This is a genomic window from Pseudomonas sp. ZY71, assembly GCF_036542145.1.
GTDB classification, from domain to species: Bacteria; Pseudomonadota; Gammaproteobacteria; order Pseudomonadales; family Pseudomonadaceae; genus Aquipseudomonas; species Aquipseudomonas koreensis_A.
In genome coordinates this window covers 1,527,209-1,549,958 of the sequence record NZ_CP144274.1, presented here as the reverse complement: position 1 = coordinate 1,549,958, position 22,750 = coordinate 1,527,209, and the positions used below count along the sequence as shown (strand labels likewise).

Genomic DNA, 22,750 nt, shown 5'->3' with positions numbered 1-22,750 from the left:
CCCGACTCCCCTGCTTGAATCAGGACGTCGGCCAGATTGTGACCGATGAGTCACAACATACATCCAAGAAACTTTTTGCCGGTAGAGAGCCTTCAAGGCTCCGCCTCAGCCGGCAGACTGCCCGCCAATAACAATACCCGTCGACCGCAGTCATGGATCGACATGGGCCAAGCAAATTCCAGGCGTATGCCTACCTGTCACAAAGCTCGTGCAATCTCTATTTGCGCGCATACCCGCTTGCTTGCCAGGAGTCTTATGACATGAGGCCAGAAATCGCTGTGCTGGATATACAGGGTCAGTATCGGGTTTACACGGAGTTCTATCGCGCAGACGCCGCAGAAAAGACCATCATCCTGGTCAACGGCTCGATGGCCACGACTGCGTCGTTTGCACAGACTGTGAAAAACCTGCACCCGCAATTCAACGTGGTTTGCTACGACCAACCCTACGCGGGTCGGTCAAAAGCCCACAACCGCCATGAGAAACATCTGACGAAAGACGTCGAAGGGCAGATTCTGCTGGAGCTGATCGACCACTTCGCCGCCGAACACGTGCTGTCGTTCTCCTGGGGCGGCGCCGCGACCCTGGTCGCTCTCGCCCAGCAGCCACGGCGCATCGAACGGGCGGTGATCAGCTCGTTCTCGCCGGTGATCAACGCGCACATGCTTGATTACCTCGAACGCGGCGTCGACTACCTCGGCCAGCGCGACGGCGACCGCGTCGGCCATCTGGTCAACAACACCATCGGCAAACACCTGCCGTCACTGTTCAAACGCTTCAACTATCGCCACGTCAGCAGCCTGGCCGAGCACGAATACGGGCAGATGCACTTCCACATCAGCGACGTGCTGCACAGCGATCGGCAGTGCTACTTGAATGCGGCGAAAAAGATCAACGTGCCGGTGCTGTTTCTCAACGGCGAATGGGACGAATACACCGCAGCCGAAGACGCGCGCCTGTTTGGCAATCATGTGGCGCAGAGCACGTTCACCACGCTGCAAGCCACCGGGCACTTTCTCGATATGGAACACAAAGCGGCATGCCGCGATAGCCAGAACGCCTTGCTCGGCTTTCTGAAACCGGCACAGCAGACCAGCCGAACGCGTTACTCGTTTGTTCAGGATCAACATGCATTGGCTATTTGAAAGGGTGTCGTCGCGAGCGAGGCTGTGGGGTTGAGATTCTGCTTTACGCACCGCAGTGCTCGCCCGCGATTGACCGTTTTCAATGATTCAAAGCGTTCATGAGTAAAAGAAAAACTTCAAATCCGTGGCCGAGTCTGGTACAAAGTCAGCCGCTCTGAGCGGGTATAGTTTAATGGTAGAACAGTAGCTTCCCAAGCTTCCGACGAGGGTTCGATTCCCTCTACCCGCTCCACTCAATTTTGTCTCACGTTGTGTTTTTTGACGGGGGATGCAGGAACAGAAAAAACCGGCCTTGATGGCCGGTTTTTTTGTGCCTGAAAAATCCGATGCTGCATTTCGAAACAATGCAAAAACCTGCAACACACTCTGAATCCCTGCGCGGCCTCCCCATCTAGACTGATTCACACCGCTGAGCCGAATGACGGACGATGACCACTTGGTGGTTATAGTGTTGATCGCAAAAGCCAAGTAGGTATAGTACCCACCAAGCACACCACAAGGAGGTGTTGTGAATAGCCGTTTTTTAATCGGCCAACTCGTCGCAGACGGTTGGTATTTAGTGCGAGTCAGAGGCAGCCACCATCACTTCAAACACCCGGTCAAGCCTGGACTGGTCACTGTGCCGCATCCGAAGAAAGATCTGTTGAAGAAAACGGCCATCAGTATTTTGCAACAAGCGCTGCTCTGACTTGTTCAGGTCATCGGCGCGATGGAGGAAACGAATATGCTCTACCCGATTGCGATTTCAATAGGTGATGAGGAACACGCCTGGGGCGTGGAGGTGCCGGACATTCCGGGCTGCTTTTCGGCTGGCGATGATCTGGATGATGCCGTCGCCATGGCTCGCGAAGCCATCGAAGGTCATTTCGAGATTCTGGCGGACGATGACGCCCCCATTCCAGCGGCCAGCAAACTGAACCTGCACGTGGCCAACCCGAAATACGCCGGTTGTGCATGGGCCGTGGTGGATATCGATGTGCTCAAGTATTTGGGCAAAGCCCAGAAACTCAACATCACCCTACCGGGGCACTTGCTCAACCGCATTGACGAGTATGTGTTGCATCACCCGGAAGAAAAAAGCCGCTCGGGCTTTCTGGCGTCGGCGGCTCTGAAAGTTTTGCAGCAGGGTTGAACCTTGGCGCGTCAACCCGTGCTGGCCTATCCTACCCATAAACCCTAATTACATTTCCCTGTGAGTTAAATGGTATTTTTAGGTTTAATCCACAGTATATTGTGTACTGATAATCAAAACTGAACGCCGACGGTACACACGACATGCTGGATGTAAGCCTCACTACCGCGAGCGAGATCGTCAAACGGATTTGCCAACGCCTGCGCACAGAACGATTGGCCTTGGAGATGACACAAGCAGACGTGGCCGCTCGCGCGGGCATTGCGACGAATACGGTGTCAAACCTTGAAGCCGGTCGTAATGTGAGTTTCGACAACATGGTGCGAGTGGCGATGGTTCTCGGACGCGAAACGGAGCTCGAAGGGTTGTTTCTGCCAAGGCTCGAAACTCTTGACGATATCATTCGCTACGAAAAGACGGCCAAGCGTCATCGCATCAAAAGGAAAGCCGACAATGCTTGAACAAGTTGACGTCTACTACGCGGGCTGGGGTGAACGTTGGCGGTGGGGCACACTTGCTACGACGAAAGCCCTGACCGGTCGCCCGCAGGTCATGTTTGAGTACAGCGATGAGGCAAAAAACAGAGGGCTGGAACTCTCCTCCTTGAGGCTTCCATTACAGGGAGCCTTTGCTTACATCATGTCGCCTGGCGGAGACTGGAAATTAGCGCCGGCCTATGACGTCACGTTCTGCGAGGGGCCGGGAGGCTATCACCAGATGGACGTGATGGGTGAAGCCTTGGAAATTGGCAGAAAAAACCTGCTCAACCTTGCAGTGGAGGCTGAAGTAAACGCCGCTACGGCCGCCGACATCATTGACAGATTTTGCGAGGTAGCTAGCCGATTCTCAGCCATGGCTGAAAGTTTGTATCCGGGTGTGATCACCCAGGAAACCTTGCGCACCATTCAACAACGCATCGACCAAAACATCGGGCTACTTGCCTGAATTCGTGCTGCCAGGTAGCCGTCTCGAGAAACCGGCACTCATTGGCCGGTTTCTTTGGCGTCTTAAAGCGATCGGGTTAACCCGCTGGCACGACCTTATCCAGTGCCTGATTCACCGCCAATTCGCCCAGCATGACCACCTGTGCAATGCCGAGTGCAGTCTTGCGGTGTGAGGTGTCGAGCAGCGCGGCGAAGTTGTTGAGCATGGTGGTGGCCGAGCCGAGTGTTTCGCTGGCGTTGGCCAACAGGGATTCGGTGTCGTATTTCGGGTTGGCGAGGTACATCGGTTCGGGTTCGTGGGTGGAACCCATGATTCTGGCCGTGGGGCTGAGATAGTGGTCGAGCGCGCGTTCGGCGGCTTCGTGGAATTTCTTTGAGTTGGGTGATTCGTAGGGGGATGCCGGATCGGTTTCCGGCGGATTTGGCGTTACTTTGAACATTTGGTGTATTCCAAAATAGGGCTACGACCATTCCGCTGCTACACGAAAGGGTGGCGGCTGTACGCAAGTTAGCAGACCGGGCGAATCCACCAAAATCCCGGCGCACCCGAGGGTGCCATGCGCACAGCCACCATTAAGCACAGGAGATCCTGGCTAAATGACGCTCGTACGATTTGGTGGAAACGCGTGGCTGCTAAACCCGATCACTGGAAATCAGTGAAGTGAACCAAGTTACCGACCGCCTCCCAAGCGCACAAGCCGGCGGATTCTGGCGTAGCGGTAGGCAACGGCGCAAGGATTTGTAGGCTTCAGGACGTAACACCGAACGCTTATAAACACTGGCCACCGAATGCGTTTAAGCAGACAAAAACCTTGCAGCATTGTCTGACATTACAGATCCACAACACTCCATCGTTTTTCACCTTCCTCTCGACCGACTAGCATTTCCCTATCAGCCACCACCCTCCCCCTGCGCGGCCATCGACGAATACGCGCCATCACTTTCGAGGGATTCCAATCGCGGCCACGTTGCCGCTGACGATCGAACTCAAAAGAGCCTTCACCATGACGCAAAACATTTACGACGATCCCGAATTCTTCCAGGGCTACAGCCAGATGAACCGTTCAATCGGCGGCCTCGACGCGGCGCCGGAGTGGCCAGCGCTCAAGGCGCTGTTGCCCTCCATGCACGGCCTGAACGTGGTGGATCTGGGCTGCGGTTATGGCTGGTTCAGTCGCTGGGCCATTGAGAATGGTGCGGCCAGTGTCTTGGGACTGGATGTCTCGGAGAAGATGCTGGAGCGGGCGCGGGAGACCACGACGGCGGCGAATATTCGCTATGAGCGCGCCGATCTGGAACAGCTCGATCTGCCCACCTGCAGTTTTGATCTGGCTTACAGCTCGTTGGCGCTGCATTACATCAAGGATTTGCCGGGGCTGTTTGCTCACCTGTACGCGGCGCTGAAACCGGGTTCGCACTTTGTGTTTTCCATTGAGCATCCAATCTTTATGGCGCCGCGTAATCCGGGTTGGTTGATTGACGCTGAAGGTAACAAGCGTTGGCCGCTGGACAGCTATCAGTTGGAGGGTGAGCGGGTGACCAATTGGCTGGCCGAGGGTGTGATCAAGCAGCATCGTACGGTCGGGACATTGCTCAATTCGCTGATCGATGCAGGTTTCACGATTCGACATGTCAATGAATGGGGGCCGAGTGATGCTGAAGTGGCGGCGCAACCGGCGCTGGCAGAAGAGCGGGAGCGGCCGATGATGATGTTGGTGGCGGTGCAGCGGTGACCTTAAAGCCCCTCACCCTAGCCCTCTCCCAGAGGGAGAGGGGACTGACCGCAGTGTCAGTACGATCTACGCCGACGTGCGAAATCGAGGCGAACTCAGGTTTTGGAAGCGACACGCATCGGCTCCCTCTCCCTCGGGAGAGGGCTGGGGTGAGGGGGAGTCCGCAACCGCACCCAAAATCTCCAGCCGAACAATGGTCAAATTTATTTCAGCGAGTCGCAACGATAAACAAGCGTGGAAATGGCAAAAGCACCGAACCATCCGCCAGCGCCGGATAAGCCTTCCCAACCTCAGCCAGATACTGCTCCAGGTACTGCGCCTTTTCCGCCTCGGTCAGCGGATTCAAAAACGGAATCAACCCGCTCCCCTTGAACCACTCCACCACCCCCGCCGCCCCGCCTGACAGTTGATGGTGATAGGTCGTACGCCACACATCGACCCGCGTACAGTGTGGTCGCAGCATCGAGAAATAATCGCTGGCACTCGCCATGTCGGTGCGCTGCCCCGCAGCGCCTGAAAGCTTGCTCGCCCACGGACCATTCGCAGCGACTTCACGCATCAAACGGTGAGACGGTTCATTGAGGTTATCCGGCATCTGGATCGCCAGACTGCCGCCTGCCGACAACTTGCGGGCCAACGCCGGCAACAACGTCGCGTGATCCGGCACCCACTGCAATACGGCATTAGCGAAGATCACATCAAACGGCCCTGCATCGGCCCACTGATCAATCTCGGCGACAGCGAAGCGCAGATCCGGCAAGCGCTTGCGCGCCGCGTCGATCATGTCTGCCGAGCTGTCCAGCCCGCTGACCTTCGCACCGGGAAAACGCTGCACCAGCAGCTCCGTCGAATTGCCGGGACCGCAACCGATATCGACCACTGTTCGCGCTTCAGGCGTGGGAATCGCCGCCAGCAGATCGCGGGCCGGGCGGGTGCGTTCATCTTCGAAAGCGACGTATTGTTTGGCGGACCAACTCATTGCGTTCTCCTGTCGGGACATTTTGGCGGCTCGTCACGATACCGCGATCTAGCGCGCCTGCCTGCCCTACCAAGGTCCGGTGACGTGGGCGGATTTGTAATTAGAATTTTCCACCAGCCACAGATGTCTGAATTTCAAGACTCTTCCCAATAAGGAACACCGCTATGAAATTCGCAAAAATCTCCCAGAAGCTCGCGATGGTGGCCGGTAGTCCCAAGACCTTCATGGGCGCATTGATCCTGATCGGTCTGTGGGGCTTGAGCGGGCCGATTTTTCATTACAACGACACCTGGCAACTGATCATCAACACCTCGACTACCATCATCACCTTCCTGATGGTGTTCCTGATCCAGAACACGCAGAACCGCGACACCGACATTCTCCATTTGAAGATCGATGAGTTGTTGTTGGTGACCAAAGAAGCGCAAAACGCGATGCTTGGGCTGGAGGCGCTGGATTTGAAGCAACTTGAGGCGTTGCGCAGGCACTACCGCTCGTTGGGCGAGGGTGAGGTGTTCAATCTTGAGGGGCTTGGCGAGAAGAGTAAGTCGAAGCAGGATTTGAATGAGTGTTGAGGATTGAAATCAAAAGATCGCAGCCTTCGGCAGCTCCTGCAGAAACAGGTGTAGGAGCTGCCGAAGGCTGCGATCCTTTGATCTTGATTAGCGACTGGCCTGTAACTGGCGAGCCCTTTCCAGATGACTCTGCAGCTTCGGCAGTGTCTCGTCGGCGAAGGCTTTGATCTCCGGCACGTTGGTGGTCTGCGCTTCCTGCTGAATCTGCTCGATGGCCTCTTCAGTGGCTTTGACCTGACTGGCGGCATAGGCCTGATCGAAGGAGGCGCCGTCGGTCACTGGCGGCATCAACTCCTTGGCCTTGTCGGCCAGTTCTTCACGCGGCGCAACGGGCAGGTCGAGCTTCTTGGCGATTTTCGCCAGGTGCTGGTTGGCCGTGGTGCGGTCGTTGATGACGACGATGGTGTAGTCCTTGACCTCTTTCGATTCGGCCTTGCTGTGGGCCAGACGACTGGCCTCGATGTCGGCCATGCCTTTGGCGGAGGCATCGTTGATGAAATCGGCGGGCGACTGGGCAAAAGCGCTGCTGGCACACAGGCCCAACAGCGATGCAAAACTCATGTTGCGTATACGGGTGGCCATCCGGCTCATGGTCGCGCCCTCCTTACTTGCGAAATTCAAGCGGGAGCTTACGCCCCCGCCTCTCAATCAAAACTACCTTCACCGACTATTTCGATTTCTGAGCGGGCTTGCGGCCCATATCGGGTTTTGGCTCTTTGTCGACAGTCGTTGTGGTGGTTTTCCCACCTTTGCGACCTGCTTCAGAGGCCTTGGTTCGATCGTTGGCGAAGTTTCCCGAGTTCGAGTTTCTTGAATTAGGCATGATTCTCTACCTCTTGGTAATGATCGTGGCGAGCAGGTGCCCGCCTAACATTGAGAATTTTCTCGCCGACAAAGGTTTAGAAAAGTTGCAGTTGCCGCGACGAACGGCTCCATCGGATTAGCGACTGAGCGAAAGCTGACTCAAACGTTTGGCGGCGTACATTGCCTGATCGGCATGGCGAAACAGTTGCTGTTCCTCACGGCCGTGCTCTGGATAGCGAGCGACGCCAATGCTCGGTTCGATGTGCAGGTTGTGACCATCGAGGCGCATCGGTTGCACCAGCACCTGTCGGATTTTTTCCGCCACGCTGTCAGCGTCTTCCGAGGCCTGAACGCTGTGCAGCAGCACGACAAATTCATCACCGCCAATTCGAGCCACGGTGTCGGTTTCCCGCACGCAGCCCTTGAGGCGGTTGGCCACGGTTTGCAGAAGCATGTCGCCGACGGCATGACCGAAGGTGTCGTTGACCTGTTTGAAGCGATCCAGATCGACATACAACAACGCCATATGCCCGGATTGCTCGCGAGCGCCGGCCAACGCGGCTTTCAAGCGATCACGCAGCAATTCACGATTGGGCAGTTGCGTCAGTTGATCGTATTGCGCCATGCGCCGCAGCCGGGCGTGCAATTGCTGACGCTCGATGGCCGTGGCGACCTGGGCACAGACGTATTGCAGCAGTTCCTTGTCCTGCTCGGTGTAGCGCTCGCCGCCGGGAAGGCTTTTGACGATCAAGGCGCCGATAGTGCCGTTTTTCGAATTCAACGGCACGCCGAGCCAGCACGGCGCGTTCTGCCCGGCCACCAGTTCGGCGAAATCGGCTGGTGAATCCGCACTGTCCGGCGTCAGAAGAATCGGCTGGCCGCTACGGATAACTTCCGCACACAGGCGCCCGGTGACGGTGCCCGGTCGCTCGGGCTGCAATTCGTGATCGTCGACGTGATACGGGAAATTCAGTTGTGCGCAGTGTTCGTCGTACAGCGCCACGGAAAAATTCATCGCTGGCAGCCATTCGCCGATGATCAGGTGGATGCGCTTGAACAACGCCAGCAGATCTTCCGCCGCATGGGCCGCTTCGGATATCGCGTACAACGCCGCCTGGCGCGATTCGGCCTGTTTGCGCTCGGTGATGTCGCGCGCCACGGCAATGCGCAGTTGATCGACTTCCGACCAGCGCGCCGACCAGAGGATATGCACGACGCTGCCATCCTTGCGCAGGTAACGGTTTTCAAAGTTGAGTTTGGGTTCGCCGCCCATGATTTCGTTGGCGGCAGCCAGAGTGCGCTGACGATCCGCCGGGTGCACCAGCTCGATCATTTGCCGGCCGATCAACTCTTCAGGCGAATAACCGAAAACCCGTTCGCAAGCGGCACTGACAAAAACGAAGCGACCCTGCTTGTCGACCGCGCAAACGGCGTCCAGCAACAGATCGATAAAACTCGCCAACGGCGCGGAATTTCGGCTTTCCATGGTTCAGCGTGGGTGTCCGGGCAATGCAGCACTGATCAACCATCCCTGACCTTTTGATTGCGCATCCCTGCACACACTTTCAAGCCTTGTTCGGCATCAGTCCCGGCAGCGCATGCATCAGCGCGTTGATGGCAAAACCGATGAACATCACGCCGCACAAGCGGGTGATAAGCAACTCATGACGCTGATACAGGGTCCGAACCCGCTGCGCGCCAACCACGCCAATCAGAATAGCGTAGGCCAGCAAGCCACCGAGGAAACTCAGGGCAATCAGCGCCGGCAGCATCGACCAGTTGAGCAGTTCGGCACGGCTCGACAGCAGCGCGGTGAACGTGGCGACCGCCACCGGATAAGCTTTGGGGTTGGTCAAGCCGAACAGAATGCCGTGCCAGAACGGATTGCGCGCCGCGCCCTGGGGTTCGTCACCATTGCGACGCTGGGCCCGCACCGCGCGCCAGCCGAGCCAGAACAGGTACAAGCCGCTGAGCACACCGAGGACATCAAACGCAGTGCTGCCGATTTCCCGGGCGCCGACAATCGCGATCAGAGCCGTGCTGCACCAGACCACATCGCCGAGCAGATGCCCGCAAAGAAACCCCGCCCCAGCCCGCCGCCCATGGGCTGCGCCGATGCCGAACACCGCCAGCACACCCGGCCCGGGCGTTATCCCGTAAATGAAACCCGAGGCCAGCACGGCCATTAGCAACGATGGAGTCATGGAAAACCTGCAAGCGCCAGAACGCGTGGCCGCCAGTCTATAACAGACAAATGTGTCTGATCATGACTCGTCGTAAAAACGCATGCCGGCGTACGGTTTTTGCCGACACGCTGCCAGTCGTGAAGTGAGATCGCCGACATGCGCTTCGAGCTTGTGGCCGTCGGGATCGAGAAAGTAGAACGAGGCACCTTCGCTACGGTTATCTCGCCATTCCTGCACGTTCGCCGCTTTTAGCTTTGCTACGAACGTGGAGAAATCGGCTGCATTGAGGCTGAACGCGTAATGAGTGTAATCGGCGCACGGTTGACTCGAGCGCAGCGGATCAAGCGACAGACACAACCACAGCCCCGGCAGCGACAGGTAGGCACCGGCGTCCCACGTGGCTTCGACGCGCAACTGCAACACATCGCAATAGAACGCCAGGCTGCGCTGCAAATCGTTGACCGCGAGTGTCAGGTGGTTGAGGCCGGTGAGCATCGGGTCAGTAGCCTCTGAGGTCTTCGGGGACGATGTATTGTTGGCCGTCGTAGGTCAAGGTGACGCGAGTTTTCTTCATCTCGATCGTTTTCGAGATGCAGTCTTTGCCCGACAGGAAGGATTTGTAAACTGAACCATTTGAGCTGACGATCAGATCGGCGAAACCATGGTGGCTCGTCGGGCCGAGATCGATAGTTCTGCGGATTTGCGTGTCCTCGGTTCCACACTCATCCGTCCCTTCGCCGAACTCCTTGCGAATCACCAAGCCTTCCAGCACAGGGCGCAATTTGTTGCCTTCGCGCACATACAACGCCAAATCAGTTTTTGCGTAAGGATTGGCTCTGGAGCCGTGACTGGCGAATTTTGAACGCAAACCGAATGCACGGACATCAGCAGCCAATCGGTAACGGGCCGTATCGATCGTCAGATCGTCGAAACTAATGGCATCGGAATTGTAGGCACCCGGCTTTGCATAGGTAGCGAGGCTCTTGCCACTTGTCGAACTGACGAGCGCCAGTTCCAGATCGAATACCCCCATCTCATCGTCGCCCGAATCCGAGAGAAATGAAGATTTCGCCGCAATCGATTGGTCATTGAAAGCAGGCCACGCTTTGCAGCGCGAAAGGGAATGGCCGTCGAACTTCTTCACTTCGCAGGCGGCCTGGGCTTGAGCGGCCATCGTCAAAAGGCCCATCGCGATGAAAGAGCCCAGCAATGTGGAACGCGAAATCATTGTTCTTCCTTGAGTAAAAGACATCGGTCTTAGAGGCCTTTGAAATCTTCAGGCACTACGTAGTTTTTGCCGTCATAGCGAAGTGTCGTCAAGACCGGTTTTTGCGTGACGGTATTGGATACACACGCCTCGCCCTCGCCCTCGCCAACGGTCGAGCTACGGATCGTTTTGATCATCAGATCGGCAAAGCCATGGCTGCTGGTCTTGGCCAAAGCTACGGTTCGCGTAGTCTCGTAGCGCTCTCCCGCACAATTGCCATCCCACTCCCCGCCATATTCATAAACCACCAGCCGATCCATGACAGGACGCAATGCGTTGCCGTCTTTCACATAGAGCGACAACCAGGTTTCATCCAGAGGATTCAGACGGGAAGAGCCTTTGAATCGAACCCGAACGCCAAAAGCCTGCAATTGCGGCGTGAGCTTATAGCGGGCGGTATCGAATTTCAGTTCGTCCAGCGCGATTGCATCTACAGAGAATGCCGAGGGCTGATAAAAGCTCGCTAACGGCTTGGAGTCTGCACTCGCCACCAAGGCCAAACGCAGATCGTAAAGCCCTACAGTCCCTGACTCGCCATACACCGGATCGGGCGAGAAATTGGCAGCAGCGGTGAGCGTCAGCCCGGGATACGCCGGCCAATCCCTGCAGAGGGAAAAATCCACCTCATGCGCCTTTGGCGCCGGCGTGCAATCGGCAAATGCCTGCCCCGCCAGTAGCCATCCGCACAATACCGCACACCCGATCCAGCCAGACTTCACTGTCACTTCCCGCTCCTTGATTACTTTTTCAGCCGCGCACTATCCCCTGCTGTATCGACCCTTTCAACCGAATCATCAGTAAACCAAAGTGCATTTCCCGCTTGGTAGCGAGAAGTCGTTGACGGCGTTGCGGGCGATGTTGGCGATGTTGGCGATGTTGGCGATGTTGGCGATTGCCAGGGTGGTGTCGATTCGTGTGTTTGAGAAAAATGGGGTGGCTGTTAACTGATGGAATCAATCCGTGATTTATCAGTGTCTGGAAGTCAGTCTTCGCGAGCAGGCTCGCTCCCACAGGTGCCGAATTCCAACTGGAGAAATGCGATCACATGTGGGAGCGAGCCTGCTCGCGAAAGCGTCATTGCAGGCGCCGCCAATCTCAGAACTTGTCGAGCGTGCGCAATTTCTGCGGCAAGCCCCACAACAGCAACGCCGCCGCAATCAGCGCCGCCACACCGATCACATACAGCGCCGGCGTGGTGCTGCCGGTCAGGTCTTTGATCCGCCCGACCATCACCGGGCTGACAATCCCGCCGAATTGCCCCAGCGTGTTGATCACCGCAATCCCGCCCGCCGCACCAGCGCCCGCCCCGGCCAGCAACTTCGGTGGCAAGGTCCAGAAGCTCGGAATCGAGGCAATGATCCCGGCGCCGAGCAAGCCAAGAGCGACGATCAGAAACGTCGTGTGGCTGGCGAAAATCCCCGCACTGAAAAAGCCGATCGCGCCCACGATGACCAACCCGGCAACAAACTTGCGCCGCTCACCGGTGGCATCCGACAAACGCCCGATTACTACCATGCTAATCGCCCCGCAAATGTACGGGATGGCCGTCAGCAGACCGATCATCACCGGGCTCTCGGTGCCGGCGCTGCGGATCAATTGCGGCGCCCAGAAATTCAAACCGTAGGACGCGACCTGGATCAGAAAATAGATCAGACCCAAAGTCAGAAAACCTGGAATCTTCAACGCCGCGAGCAGCGAACCACCACTCTTGTGCGGTTCATGTTGAGCGATGCGACTGGACAGCAGTTTCTTCTCGTCCGCAGTCAGCCAGTGCGCATCCTCGATACGATCCTTGAGCAGCATCAGCACCAGAAAACCGAGGCCGATGCACGGTACGCCGCCGAGCAGGAACAGCCAGTGCCAGCCGCGCATTTGCAGCACGCCGTCGAGGTGCTCCAGCACCAGCCCGGAGAACGGCGCGCCAACCAGCCCGGCAAATGCCGAAGCGAGAAACAGCATCGAGGTAATGCGACCACGGAAATGCTGCGGGAACCACAGCGTCAGGTAATACAGCACGCCCGGGGCAAACCCGGCTTCCATCGCGCCGATGACAAAGCGCAGCGCGTAGAACTGCCATTCACTGTTGACGAACACCATCGCCGCCGTCGCCACGCCCCAGGACATCATGATTCGGGCGATCCAGCGGCGTGCGCCAACCTTGTAGAGCATCATGTTGCTCGGCACTTCGAACAGCACGTAACCGACCACGAACAGCCCAGCGCCGAGGCCGTACGCGGTGTCGCTCAGGCTCAAATCGGTCTGCAACTGGAACTTGGCGAAGCTGATGTTGATGCGGTCGAAAAAGGCGAACAGGTAGCAGACCATGATCAGCGGCATCAGGCGCCAGGCGACTTTGCTGACCAGGGCTTTTTCGGCGTCGTGATCGACGGACGGACTAGCGCCCGCCTCCATTACATTGAGGCTCATGGCTTTTCTCCAGGCGGACTGCCGGTGGGCGTCCGATTGTTTTTGTTGTCTGGTATGCGTTTTTAACTGTAGGAGTGAGCCTGCTCGCGATAGCGGTGTGTCAGGCAACATTTGCGGTGATTGATACACCGCTATCGCGAGCAGGCTCACTCCTACAAAGGGATTGGTGTTGTCAGGTCGGGATCGGGTGCAGGTCGCAGTTGCGTCCGGCCTTGGCCAGTTGGCCGGGGACTTCGTGGCCCAGCAGATCCGGCAAGCCACGCGAGAGTTTCAGCAGCAAAGGCAAATCGATGCAGGTGTGAATACCGATCTCATCGCACAGGTTCACCAGATCTTCAGTGCAGATATTGCCCGACGCGCCCGGCGCAAACGGACAGCCACCGAGACCACCGAGCGCCGAATCGAAACGCCGCCCCCCCGCCTCATAGGCCGCCAGCACATTGCACAGACCCAGACCCCGGGTGTTGTGGAAATGCAGGGTCAGATCAGCCGGTGAAACCCGCTGCAACACCCGCCGCACCAAGCGATCTACCTGACGCGGATTGGCCATGCCTGTGGTGTCGGCGAGGGTGATGCCGGCAATGCCGAGTTCCTGATAAGCATCGACGATTTGCAGTACGCGATCCTCGTCGATCTGGCCTTCGAACGGGCAACCGAACGTCGTCGCGATACTGCCGTTGAGGCGCACGCCGGAACCGCTGGCGAACGCGACAATCTCTGCAAACGCCGCCAGCGAATCCTCGCAGCGCATGCGCATGTTGGCCATGTTGTGCGTCTGGCTGGCGGACATCACCAGATTCAGTTCATCGGCACCCGCCGCCAACGCACGCTGCGCACCTTTGAGGTTGGGAATCAGCGCGACGTAAATCACCCCCGACTGTCGTTGAATGCCGCTGAAGACTTGCTCGCCGTCACGCAGCGCCGGAATGGCTTTCGGCGAGACGAACGAGCCGGCTTCGATACGGCTGAAACCGGCCAGCGACAGCTGATCGATCAGGGCGATCTTGTCAGCGGTTTCCACCCAGGTCGGCTCGATCTGCAAACCATCGCGCGGCGAGACTTCCTGGACGATCAGGGTTTGCGAATAGTCCGTGATCATTGCACCACCCCTTGGCTTTTCAGGCGTTCGATGTCGAGTTCAGTCAGGCCGAGGCCGGCAAGAATACCGTCGGTGTGCTGGCCGAGTTTTGGCCCCGACCAGTTCACGCCGCCGGGGGTTTCCGAGAGTTTCGGGACGATGCCGGGCATTTTCACTGTTGCACCGCCGGGCAACTCGGCACTGAGCAGCATGTCCCGTGCCTGATAGTGCGGGTCGGCAACGATATCGGCCACTGAATAAATTCGCCCGGCCGGCACTTCAGCGGCCTCCAGCGCCGCGAGCACGTCGTCGATCGGCAGGCTGCTGGTCCAATGGGTAATCGCGGCGTCGAGCAAACCGCTCTTGGCCGCACGGCCATCGTTGTGAGCGAATTCTGCTGCTTGCGCCAGGTCATCACGGCCAATGGTTTGCATCAGACGTTTGTAGATCGGGTCGCTGTTGCCGGCGATCACCACGTAAGCGCCATCCGCCGTGAGGTAAGTGTTCGACGGTGCAATGCCTGGCAAGGCGCCGCCGCTGCGTTCGCGGACATGGCCAAGCATGTCGTATTCCGGCACCAGGCTTTCCATGACGTTGAACACGCTTTCGGCCAGCGACACATCGACAATCTGCCCGCCGCCCTGCCCGGTCTTGACCCGCAGCAGCGCCATCAACGCGCCGATCACCGCGTGCAGCGAGGCCAGCGAATCGCCGAGGCTGACGCCGACCCGTGCCGGTGGTGAACCGGGGGTGCCAGTGGTGTAACGAATGCCGCCCATGGCCTCGCCGATCGCGCCGAAACCAGGGCGATCGCGGTACGGGCCGGTCTGGCCATAGCCAGAAATGCGCACGAGGGTGAGATTGGGGTTCAGCGCGTGGAGCACGTCCCAGCCGAGGCCAAGTTTCTCCAGCGCACCGGGGCGCAGGTTTTCGATGATGACGTCGGCATCGCTGGCCAGTTGCTTGACCAACTCGATGCCTTCGGCGGATTTCAGATTGAGTGCCAGCGATTTCTTGTTGCGTGATTGCAGGTACCACCACAGCGACGTGCCTTCGTGCAGCTTGCGCCATTTGCGCAGCGGGTCGCCCTGACCCATGGCTTCGATCTTGATCACCTCGGCGCCGAACTCGGCGAGCATGCGCGCGGCAAACGGCGCGGCAATCAGCGTGCCGATCTCGATCACTTTGATCGCACTCAAAGGGGCAGTCATCGCGGGGTACCTCCTGTTCTTGGAATATGCGCCAAGGCTAGAGGAACGATGATCGGGCAATCCAGCCGTCTCTCGGCAATGGGCGTTCGCGAAATGCGAACGCTCAAAGGTGATGTGGTGAATTCAAGTCAGTCATCGCGAGCAGGCTCACTCCTACAGGGTTTTGTGTGGCTCATACATTCGGAGTCAACACATATCCAGTGTAGGAGTGAGCCTGCTCGCGATGAGGCCGGCCCATTCACCGAAAATCTATGAGGCTCGCCCCCGCAAATGCTCAAACAACATCCGGCTCACCGGCGACAATCCCGCCTCATCGCGCACCACCACAATCAACGCGCGATCCGACCAGTCATCCGTCAACGGCACCGCGTGCAACCCCAACGCCTGACCAAACAGTTCATAAGCACGCTGCGGCAAGATGCCGATACCCATGTTGGCCTGAACCATCCGGCACACCGCATCGAACCCCGGCACATGAATGCGAATGCGCAGGACTTTGCCGGCCTGTCGCGCCGCCGCGTGAGTACGCATGTTGATTGAACTGGCGGCATGCAATCCGACGTAGTCGCTGTCGAGCGTTTCAGCGAACGCCACCGACTCGCGCGCCGCCAAGGGATGTTCCGGCAGCATCACCACCAGCAGTTTGTCCTGACGGTACAACACGCTGTGCAGGCCTTTGGTGTCGCTGTCGTTGGAACAAATACCGAGATCTGCCACGCCATCGAGCACGCCTTGAATCACTCCGGCGCTGGGCCGCTCTTCAAGGTCGGTCTTGACCTGCGGGTGCTGCGCGGAGAAGTCGCGCAAGTCTTCGGGAAGAAACTGAATGATCGCGGAGAGGTTCGCCAGCATGCGCACATAACCGCGCACACCGTGGCTGTGTTCGCCGAGTTCCAGGCCCATTTTCTCGACGTTGAACAGCATCTGCCGGGCATGATGCAGCAAGGTTTCCCCGGCCGGGGTCAGCGTCATGCCTTTGGCCTGACGCACGAACAAACTGATCCCGAGCGCCTCTTCCAGCTCCATCAGGCGCTTGCTGGCCGCCGACACCGCGATGGCTTCGCGCGAGGCCGCGCGGGTCAGCGTGCCCTCTTCGTGGACGGCGACAAACAGTTGCAGGGTGATGAGGTCGAGGCGGCGGATCAGGCTTTTTTGCAGCATGGAGGGCTCGCTGACTGGGGTTCGTCCGAGTCGGCAGGATAGCCCGGATTTCAATCACGCCGAAAATGTGATGTACCTGCCCGTCAGCTCGCCGCTGTCAGCAATCGCACCAGATGAGCCGCTTCATTTCTATGCCCCAGCACCAGCACTGACGATCCCTGCAGACAGGCATACTGCGCAATCCACGGGATCTTGGCTCCCTCGACATCGAACAGCGGATCCACGGCACCATCGACCAAAAAGCTCCCCGCAAGCAACCGTCGTGTGCCGTCCGAGGTCTGGCCGACCGTGACGATTCGCGGGTCGGGGGAGCCATTCAGCGCGAATCCTGCGCTCCAGCTTTTCAGATCCAGTGGCTGCGCGGCAACGGTAAGGACTGGTGCCCCGCGGTTGAACGCTGGATCAGTCTTGCCAGTGAGATCGATCCCGCTGATCAAGCCATGCTGACGCTTCTCCCCCGCGGACGACTCGACAGCAGACCCAATCAGCAACAAACGCTGCGCCGATTGCACGACGATACGATTCACTGAGCTTTCAAGCGGTGCGCCGGCATTGTCCAGATTCAACAGCAGGGTACCGTCCTTGCCGAACGGCTTGGCAACCTGGCCGGAACTGTCGTAAGCCATGACCAGTCCCTGATTGGTCACTTCGGTCTTGCCATGGACAAGAATCTGTCCATCGCTTGACTGCGTGACCCCGTGCAACGTGATCGCCACATTTGGAAGCGTCAGGGGTATCCAGCCATTTTCAGCGAAGTCGACATCATCTTTGCCATTCAAAAGGAAGCGCGCCAACAACCCGCTCCCCCGTTGGGACGTGACGAAAAGCAATCTGTCCGGCATCGCTTTCGCTGGAGTGGATTGCGCCAATATCAAACGGCCGCCCGTGGCATTGTCGAGCAGAGGAATACGCATCGGCACGACTCGGTAGCCAGTCTGTCCATCACCAAATTCGGGATCGAGCGTACCGTCCGGTTTGAATCGAGCGATGATTTGCTCAAGCTTGCCTGCTGCATCTGCAAGCACTGCGCACAACCAGAATGCGCCGCTCGCATCAACTAACAGATGCCCGCCTTGTGACAATCGACCACTGACAAACTGACCACTCCGGTAACCGCCCTGGCCAAAGCTGGTGTCGTGATGACCGTCCGCGAGCAGTCGTGCCAGGCCGTAATGCGAGGCTCCCGATGCGTCGATAACCGTTGCGCTGATCATGATCAGACCCGAGGGCAACACGGCCACACTTTTGCCGATCGTTTTGCGCGCGGCAGGAAACTGCAGCGTTTGAAGGCCTGAATGGGCAAACGTCTGATCCAGCTCACCGGCTGATTGTGCTTTACGGGCATTGGCTTTCGGCATGTTCATGTGCTCCTTGAGAGATCGATGTCGACCCCCGTCGTCAGAGCATTCGATCCGAAGCAGCCATGCCGGACAACTGACAGAAATGACAGTTTTTTAGAAGAAAATGAAATTATCCATCAATCGAAAAAAGCTAAAAAACTGGTAGTTCTTACAGGTTCGAAACTGGAGAACCCATGCCAGTCTTCCGTTCAAATCCGTTTGCAACGAGAGACATTCATGAAGGTTCCCAACAAACGCAAACCGAAACCACAACGGGAGCCATGGGCAGCACCGTTCATTGCTTACCCCGAACGCAATAAAGTCGTTGGACCGGCAACTTTGTTCCTCGGCAGCGGTATTCCAGAGGCCACCGTCGAGGTCTGGAGCAGCGACGGAAAACAGTTGCATGCCCACGGCAAAATCAACCAAAACGGGCGATGGGCATTGAGTGCAAGCGGCGACCTGTCACCAGGCCCATCCGTGATAAAGGCCCGGCAAACGTACGAAAACATTGATTCAGTCTGGAGTGACGATCGCGCGTTCAAGGTAGAGGTTGAGGCGGGCGACAAAGTGCCGGCGATTGCTGAACCGCGAGAGGGTCAGGAGTTGGATAAAGCGGTAACTCTCAAAGGCGATGTGTCTGCACCCCATGGCATGGTCGATCTCTTTGATCTGATCCAGCAGAAGTGGATTACTTATGCACCGGTTGACCAGAAAGGCCAATGGACTACTGACCAAGCGGTTGTCTTCTCCGCCGGTAAGCAACAGGTTTCGGCCATCCACCGTATTGACGGCCAAGTCTCGGACTGGGCGCGCGTTCGAACATTTACAGTAACTGCAACACGAAAGGGCAAGCATAGCGATTAAACCTGTTCGCCCAGTCGCGACCTGTCAAAACGCGTTGCGGAAAATCTCCTCGATCTGGCGCTGATCCGCCGCCCGAGGATTGGTCAAACCACAGGCGTCTTTCAGGGCATTGGTGGCCAGCACCGGGATGTCGCTGAGCTTGGCGCCGAGCTCACGCAGGCCACCGGGGATCTCGACATCTTGGGCCAGGCAACGGATCGCAGTGATCGCCGCTTGCGCGCCCTCCTCCGGGCTGAAACCTCGGATATCAGCGCCCATGGCGTGAGCAACATCGGTCAGACGATCGGCGCAAACCAACGCATTGAACGTCTGCACATGAGGCAGCAGCACCGCGTTGCACACACCATGGGGCAAGTCATAGAAACCGCCCAACTGATGCGCCATCGCATGCACATAGCCGAGGGAAGCGTTGTTGAAAGCCATGCCGGCGAGGAACTGCGCGTACGCCATGTTTTCCCGCGCGGCGAGGTCGCTGCCGTCGCGCACGGCCAGGCGCAGGTTGTTGCTGATCAGGGTCATGGCTTTCAGCGCGCAGGCATCGGTGATCGGGTTGGCAGCGGTCGAGACGTAGGCTTCGATGGCGTGGGTCAGTGCATCCATGCCGGTGGCGGCGGTCAGGCCTTTGGGCATGGCGACCATCAATTCCGGGTCGTTGACCGACAGCAGCGGTGTGACGTTACGGTCGACGATGGCCATTTTCACGTGGCGCGATTCGTCGGTGATGATGCAGAACCGGGTCATCTCGCTGGCGGTGCCGGCGGTGGTGTTGATCGCGATCAGCGGCAATTGCGGTTTGCTCGATTGATCGACGCCTTCGTAATCGCGAATCTCACCGCCGTTGGTCGCGCACAGCGCAATACCCTTGGCGCAGTCGTGGGGCGAACCGCCGCCCAGCGACACGACGAAATCGCAGCGACTTTCCTTGAGCAGCCCCAGGCCCGACTCGACATTGGCGATGCTCGGATTGGGTTTGGCGCCGTCGAAGATCACCGAATCGATGTCCTGCATCGCCAGTTTCTCTGCGACCATGGTTGCCACGCCGGCCTTGGCCAGCCCGGTGTCGGTGACGATCAGCGCCTTGCGAAAACCATAGTTGCGAATGGCAACCATGGCTTCGTCGAGGCAACCATTGCCCATGATGTTTACCGCCGGAATGAAAAAGGTACTGGTCATGCGCGCGTCTCCTGACTGGGGCCGAGTCGACTGCTCCGGTTCGGCGGATAGACACAGCATCGACCGATCGGTCACGAGCGATGTTGATCTGGCTCAATGCCCGCTCGTGATAAAGTCGCCGCCCATCAGCCCCTTTGTTTTGAGACCGCCTACGCAATGACCGATTTTCTCGATGTCGACGCCAGCCTTGAAGACTGGAACACCCTGCGCGCCGCGACCGACTTCAACGGCTTGCTGGTGGGCAATGGTGCCAGCCGTGCGGTATGGGACGATTTCGGCTATGACTCGCTGTTCGAAAACGCCCGCACCGTGGAAGAAAAACCACTGAGCCCGTCGGAACTGGCGGTGTTTGACGCCATGCAGACGCGCAGCTTCGAGCAGGTCCTCGGCGCGCTGAAAACCACCAGCCGGGTCAACAAAGCGTTGGCCGTCAGCTCAGCGGCGCCGCGCAACCGCTATTACGCGATCAAGGAAGCGCTGATCAACACCGTGCACGCCGTGCACATTCCGTGGCGGCTGGTTAAGCCTTCGACGCTGGCGACGTTGAACGAAGAACTGGCGCGCTATCGCACGGTGTTCACCACCAATTACGACCTGCTCAACTACTGGGCGCTGCAACACCAAAGCGATGCCATCGACGATCTGTTCAACGGCGCCAATGCGAGTTTCGATCTGAGCGAAACGGCCACCGACAAACCGCGCCTGCTGTACCTGCACGGTGGTCTGCATCTGGTGCGCAACCAGGACGGCACCGCGCGCAAGCTGACCTCGACCGAAGGCACGCTGCTCGGCAGTTTCGCGATCAACAATACGATCAAGACGCTGGATGACGTGCCGCTGTTCGTTACCGAAGGGCCGAGTGCAGACAAGCTCAAGACCATTCGCAGTTCGGATTATCTGTCGTTCTGTTATGAGCAATTGCTCGGGCATGGCGGCAGTCTGTGCATTTTTGGCCATGCGTTGGGCGAGCAGGATGCGCATATCGTTCGGGCGCTGCGCTTGGCGAAACCTGCGACGGTGGCGATCTCGATTTACCCGCGCAGTGCGGCGTTTGTTCAGCATCAGAAGCGGCATTACGCGCAGGTGTTTGAGGGGACGGGGGTTGAGTTGCGGTTTTTTGATGCGAAGAGCCATGCGCTCGGCAGCCCGAAGTTGTCGGTGCCGGTCGAGGTTTGATGGTGGGGCTACCGACGCTATCGCGAGCAGGCTCACTCCTACAGGGGATCGCATTTCAACTGTAGGAGTGAGCCTGCTCGCGATAGCTTTAGCCCAATCAACTCATTCTTCGGCGCTGTGTACCACCACCAGCAACTGCGCCTGCACATCCCCCACCGATCTGATCCGGTGCGGTTTCTGCGCATTGAAATGCAGCGCATCGCCGCGCTCCAGCAGCACCTTCTCGTTCATGAAATCCACTTCGACCTGCCCTTCGTGGACGAACAGAAACTCCTCGCCCAAATGCTCCTTGAAGGTCTTGTCGCTGAACTCTTTTGGCGGGTAGATGATGAACGGCAGCAGGTTGCGCTCGCTGACCTGATGCGCCAGCACGGCATACCCCGGGCTCTGATCATTCGCCGCCAATGACTGACGCTCGTGGCTGCGCACCAGGCTGTAGCTGTCGAGGCTGACGTTGTCTTCGGAGAACAATTCCTCGACTTTCACATTCAGCGCTTTCGCCAGTTTCAACGCAGCAGCAATCGACGGGGTGTTCAGCCCGCGCTCGACTTTCGACAGATAACTCTTGGTCATGCCGGATTTTTCGGCCAATGCCTCAAGAGTAACGCCAAGTTTTTTTCTCAATAATTTCAAACGGATAGACATGCGCGGCGGTTATTCCAGCAAGGAAGCGACGATTTGTGCTTGCCAATGACACTTTGTGTCATATAGCCTCTTTCGTGTCATTTGCTCTCACCCAAAGGACACAGACATGGCCAAGACATTAGCACTACCCAAAGACCAACTGGTCAAGCAAGCGCTGACCCAGATGCAAAAAAGCCTGGCGGATAATACGTGGACGGACCGGCAAAAGCTGGCCCTGACCTGCCGGATTCTCTTCGAGAACGGTCACGACTCAGGTCTGGCCGGGCAAATCACCGCCCGTGGGCCGCAACCCGGCACCTATTACACTCAGCAATTGGGCCTGGGCTTCGACGAAATCACCGCGAGCAATCTGTTGCTGGTCAACGAGGATCTGGAAGTTCTCGAAGGTCACGGCATGGCCAACCCGGCCAACCGTTTTCACAGCTGGGTGTACCGCGCCCGGCCGGATGTGAACTGCATCATTCACACCCACCCGACCCACGTCGCGGCGCTGTCGATGCTGGAAGTGCCGCTGCAGATTTCCCACATGGATCTGTGCCCGCTGTACGACGACTGCGCGTTTCTCGAAGGCTGGCCGGGTGTACCGGTGGGTAACGAAGAAGGCGAGTTGATTGCCGGTGCGCTGGGCGACAAACGCGCGATTGTGCTTTCGCACCACGGTCAGCTGTCGACCGGCACAACGATTGAAGAGGCGTGTGTCATCGCCCAATTGATCGAACGCGCGGCCAAGCTGCAACTGCTGGCGATGGCGGCGGGCACGATCAAGCCGATCATCCCTGAGCTGGGCCGCGAGGCGCACGACTGGATCGCCAAGCCGAAACGCCACGCCGCCGCTTTCAACTACTACGCCCGGCAGAACCTGCGTCAACACGCCGATTGCCTGAACTGAAACCTGTTACGGAGAGAT

Annotated in this window: 25 protein-coding genes, 1 tRNA gene and 1 pseudogene; 11 read left to right on the top strand and 16 right to left on the bottom strand. The window is 58.0% G+C overall.

Features of this window, described 5'->3' with window-relative positions:
* Positions 1 to 260 precede the first annotated feature (260 nt).
* The 6 genes and pseudogenes from VY732_RS06825 to VY732_RS29920 all read left to right on the top strand — a co-directional run.
* Entirely contained in the window at positions 261 to 1,145 is an 885-nt protein-coding gene (locus VY732_RS06825) for an alpha/beta fold hydrolase (RefSeq protein ID WP_077571505.1), read from the top strand.
* Between the two features lie 158 nt (positions 1,146 to 1,303).
* Positions 1,304 to 1,377 (top strand) — tRNA-Gly (locus VY732_RS06820).
* Positions 1,378 to 1,653: 276 nt separating this feature from the next.
* Complete coding sequence (locus VY732_RS06815; RefSeq protein WP_242204587.1) at positions 1,654 to 1,833, top strand: type II toxin-antitoxin system HicA family toxin; 180 nt, start codon at positions 1,654 to 1,656, stop codon at positions 1,831 to 1,833.
* A 36-nt stretch (positions 1,834 to 1,869) separates the two neighbouring features.
* Positions 1,870 to 2,277, top strand: a complete 408-nt coding sequence (locus tag VY732_RS06810; protein ID WP_331695029.1) for a type II toxin-antitoxin system HicB family antitoxin — start codon at positions 1,870 to 1,872, stop codon at positions 2,275 to 2,277.
* A gap of 143 nt (positions 2,278 to 2,420) precedes the next feature.
* Entirely contained in the window at positions 2,421 to 2,738 is a 318-nt protein-coding gene (locus tag VY732_RS06805; protein ID WP_331695028.1) for a helix-turn-helix domain-containing protein, read from the top strand.
* Between the two features lie 166 nt (positions 2,739 to 2,904).
* A pseudogene (locus tag VY732_RS29920) lies at positions 2,905 to 3,222 on the top strand (type II toxin-antitoxin system HipA family toxin); the annotation flags it as partial.
* Between the two features lie 76 nt (positions 3,223 to 3,298).
* On the opposite strand, the gene VY732_RS06795 reads toward VY732_RS29920, so the two are convergent.
* Entirely contained in the window at positions 3,299 to 3,661 is a 363-nt protein-coding gene (locus VY732_RS06795; protein WP_331695026.1) for a DUF6124 family protein, read from the bottom strand.
* 564 nt (positions 3,662 to 4,225) lie between these two features.
* Here VY732_RS06795 and VY732_RS06790 point away from each other — a divergent pair.
* Positions 4,226 to 4,954 carry a class I SAM-dependent methyltransferase gene (locus tag VY732_RS06790; RefSeq protein ID WP_331695025.1) on the top strand — a complete coding sequence of 243 codons (729 nt, stop codon included), beginning with the start codon at positions 4,226 to 4,228 and terminating at the stop codon, positions 4,952 to 4,954.
* Between the two features lie 208 nt (positions 4,955 to 5,162).
* On the opposite strand, the gene tam is transcribed toward VY732_RS06790, so the two are convergent.
* Entirely contained in the window at positions 5,163 to 5,933 is a 771-nt protein-coding gene (gene tam, locus VY732_RS06785) for a trans-aconitate 2-methyltransferase (protein WP_331695024.1), read from the bottom strand.
* A 164-nt stretch (positions 5,934 to 6,097) separates the two neighbouring features.
* Between tam and VY732_RS06780 the strand changes: the two genes are divergently transcribed.
* Positions 6,098 to 6,508: a low affinity iron permease family protein gene (locus VY732_RS06780; RefSeq protein WP_123594790.1), complete on the top strand. Its 411-nt coding sequence runs from the start codon at positions 6,098 to 6,100 to the stop codon at positions 6,506 to 6,508.
* A gap of 87 nt (positions 6,509 to 6,595) precedes the next feature.
* Here VY732_RS06780 and VY732_RS06775 read toward each other — a convergent pair whose 3' ends face one another.
* From VY732_RS06775 to VY732_RS06720, 12 genes are all read right to left on the bottom strand, one after another.
* Complete coding sequence (locus VY732_RS06775; protein WP_331695023.1) at positions 6,596 to 7,099, bottom strand: DUF4142 domain-containing protein; 504 nt, start codon at positions 7,097 to 7,099, stop codon at positions 6,596 to 6,598.
* A 76-nt stretch (positions 7,100 to 7,175) separates the two neighbouring features.
* Complete coding sequence (locus VY732_RS06770) at positions 7,176 to 7,331, bottom strand: KGG domain-containing protein (RefSeq protein ID WP_007911485.1); 156 nt, start codon at positions 7,329 to 7,331, stop codon at positions 7,176 to 7,178.
* Positions 7,332 to 7,448: 117 nt separating this feature from the next.
* Positions 7,449 to 8,798: a sensor domain-containing protein gene (locus VY732_RS06765; RefSeq protein ID WP_116028847.1), complete on the bottom strand. Its 1,350-nt coding sequence runs from the start codon at positions 8,796 to 8,798 to the stop codon at positions 7,449 to 7,451.
* A 79-nt stretch (positions 8,799 to 8,877) separates the two neighbouring features.
* Positions 8,878 to 9,516 carry a LysE family translocator gene (locus VY732_RS06760; protein WP_077571496.1) on the bottom strand — a complete coding sequence of 213 codons (639 nt, stop codon included), beginning with the start codon at positions 9,514 to 9,516 and terminating at the stop codon, positions 8,878 to 8,880.
* A gap of 60 nt (positions 9,517 to 9,576) precedes the next feature.
* Entirely contained in the window at positions 9,577 to 9,993 is a 417-nt protein-coding gene (gene fos, locus VY732_RS06755; protein WP_331695022.1) for a fosfomycin resistance glutathione transferase, read from the bottom strand.
* 4 nt (positions 9,994 to 9,997) lie between these two features.
* A complete protein-coding gene (locus VY732_RS06750; RefSeq protein ID WP_331695021.1) occupies positions 9,998 to 10,726 on the bottom strand; it encodes a hypothetical protein in 729 nt (242 codons plus the stop codon).
* 29 nt (positions 10,727 to 10,755) lie between these two features.
* On the bottom strand, positions 10,756 to 11,490 hold the full coding sequence (locus VY732_RS06745; RefSeq protein ID WP_137218076.1) for a hypothetical protein: 735 nt from the start codon (positions 11,488 to 11,490) through the stop codon (positions 10,756 to 10,758).
* A gap of 370 nt (positions 11,491 to 11,860) precedes the next feature.
* The gene (locus VY732_RS06740; protein WP_212622786.1) at positions 11,861 to 13,192 is read right to left on the bottom strand and encodes an MFS transporter; all 1,332 of its coding nucleotides are present in this window, start codon (positions 13,190 to 13,192) and stop codon (positions 11,861 to 11,863) included.
* A 172-nt stretch (positions 13,193 to 13,364) separates the two neighbouring features.
* Positions 13,365 to 14,291 carry a hydroxymethylglutaryl-CoA lyase gene (locus VY732_RS06735; protein ID WP_331695020.1) on the bottom strand — a complete coding sequence of 309 codons (927 nt, stop codon included), beginning with the start codon at positions 14,289 to 14,291 and terminating at the stop codon, positions 13,365 to 13,367.
* A complete protein-coding gene (locus VY732_RS06730) occupies positions 14,288 to 15,481 on the bottom strand; it encodes a CaiB/BaiF CoA transferase family protein (protein WP_331695019.1) in 1,194 nt (397 codons plus the stop codon). The genes VY732_RS06735 and VY732_RS06730 overlap by 4 nt, the downstream gene beginning before the upstream one ends.
* Positions 15,482 to 15,730: 249 nt before the next feature.
* Positions 15,731 to 16,642: a LysR family transcriptional regulator gene (locus VY732_RS06725; protein WP_331695018.1), complete on the bottom strand. Its 912-nt coding sequence runs from the start codon at positions 16,640 to 16,642 to the stop codon at positions 15,731 to 15,733.
* Between the two features lie 83 nt (positions 16,643 to 16,725).
* Positions 16,726 to 18,000 (bottom strand): hypothetical protein, encoded by a 1,275-nt coding sequence (locus VY732_RS06720; protein ID WP_331695017.1) that lies wholly within the window; start codon positions 17,998 to 18,000, stop codon positions 16,726 to 16,728.
* A 24-nt stretch (positions 18,001 to 18,024) separates the two neighbouring features.
* Here VY732_RS06720 and VY732_RS06715 point away from each other — a divergent pair, with 24 nt between their 5' ends.
* Positions 18,025 to 18,849: a hypothetical protein gene (locus tag VY732_RS06715; RefSeq protein ID WP_331695016.1), complete on the top strand. Its 825-nt coding sequence runs from the start codon at positions 18,025 to 18,027 to the stop codon at positions 18,847 to 18,849.
* Positions 18,850 to 18,873: 24 nt separating this feature from the next.
* Here the strand turns inward: VY732_RS06715 and yiaY are convergent, their stop codons facing one another.
* Positions 18,874 to 20,022: an L-threonine dehydrogenase gene (gene yiaY / locus VY732_RS06710; protein ID WP_331695015.1), complete on the bottom strand. Its 1,149-nt coding sequence runs from the start codon at positions 20,020 to 20,022 to the stop codon at positions 18,874 to 18,876.
* 156 nt (positions 20,023 to 20,178) lie between these two features.
* Here yiaY and VY732_RS06705 point away from each other — a divergent pair, with 156 nt between their 5' ends.
* Entirely contained in the window at positions 20,179 to 21,198 is a 1,020-nt protein-coding gene (locus VY732_RS06705; RefSeq protein ID WP_123594798.1) for a DUF4917 family protein, read from the top strand.
* A gap of 102 nt (positions 21,199 to 21,300) precedes the next feature.
* Here VY732_RS06705 and VY732_RS06700 read toward each other — a convergent pair whose 3' ends face one another.
* On the bottom strand, positions 21,301 to 21,843 hold the full coding sequence (locus tag VY732_RS06700) for a helix-turn-helix domain-containing protein (protein WP_102900220.1): 543 nt from the start codon (positions 21,841 to 21,843) through the stop codon (positions 21,301 to 21,303).
* A 106-nt stretch (positions 21,844 to 21,949) separates the two neighbouring features.
* Between VY732_RS06700 and VY732_RS06695 the strand changes: the two genes are divergently transcribed.
* Positions 21,950 to 22,732, top strand: coding sequence for an aldolase (locus tag VY732_RS06695; RefSeq protein WP_077571483.1), 783 nt, complete (start codon positions 21,950 to 21,952; stop codon positions 22,730 to 22,732).
* Positions 22,733 to 22,750: the final 18 nt, after the last annotated feature.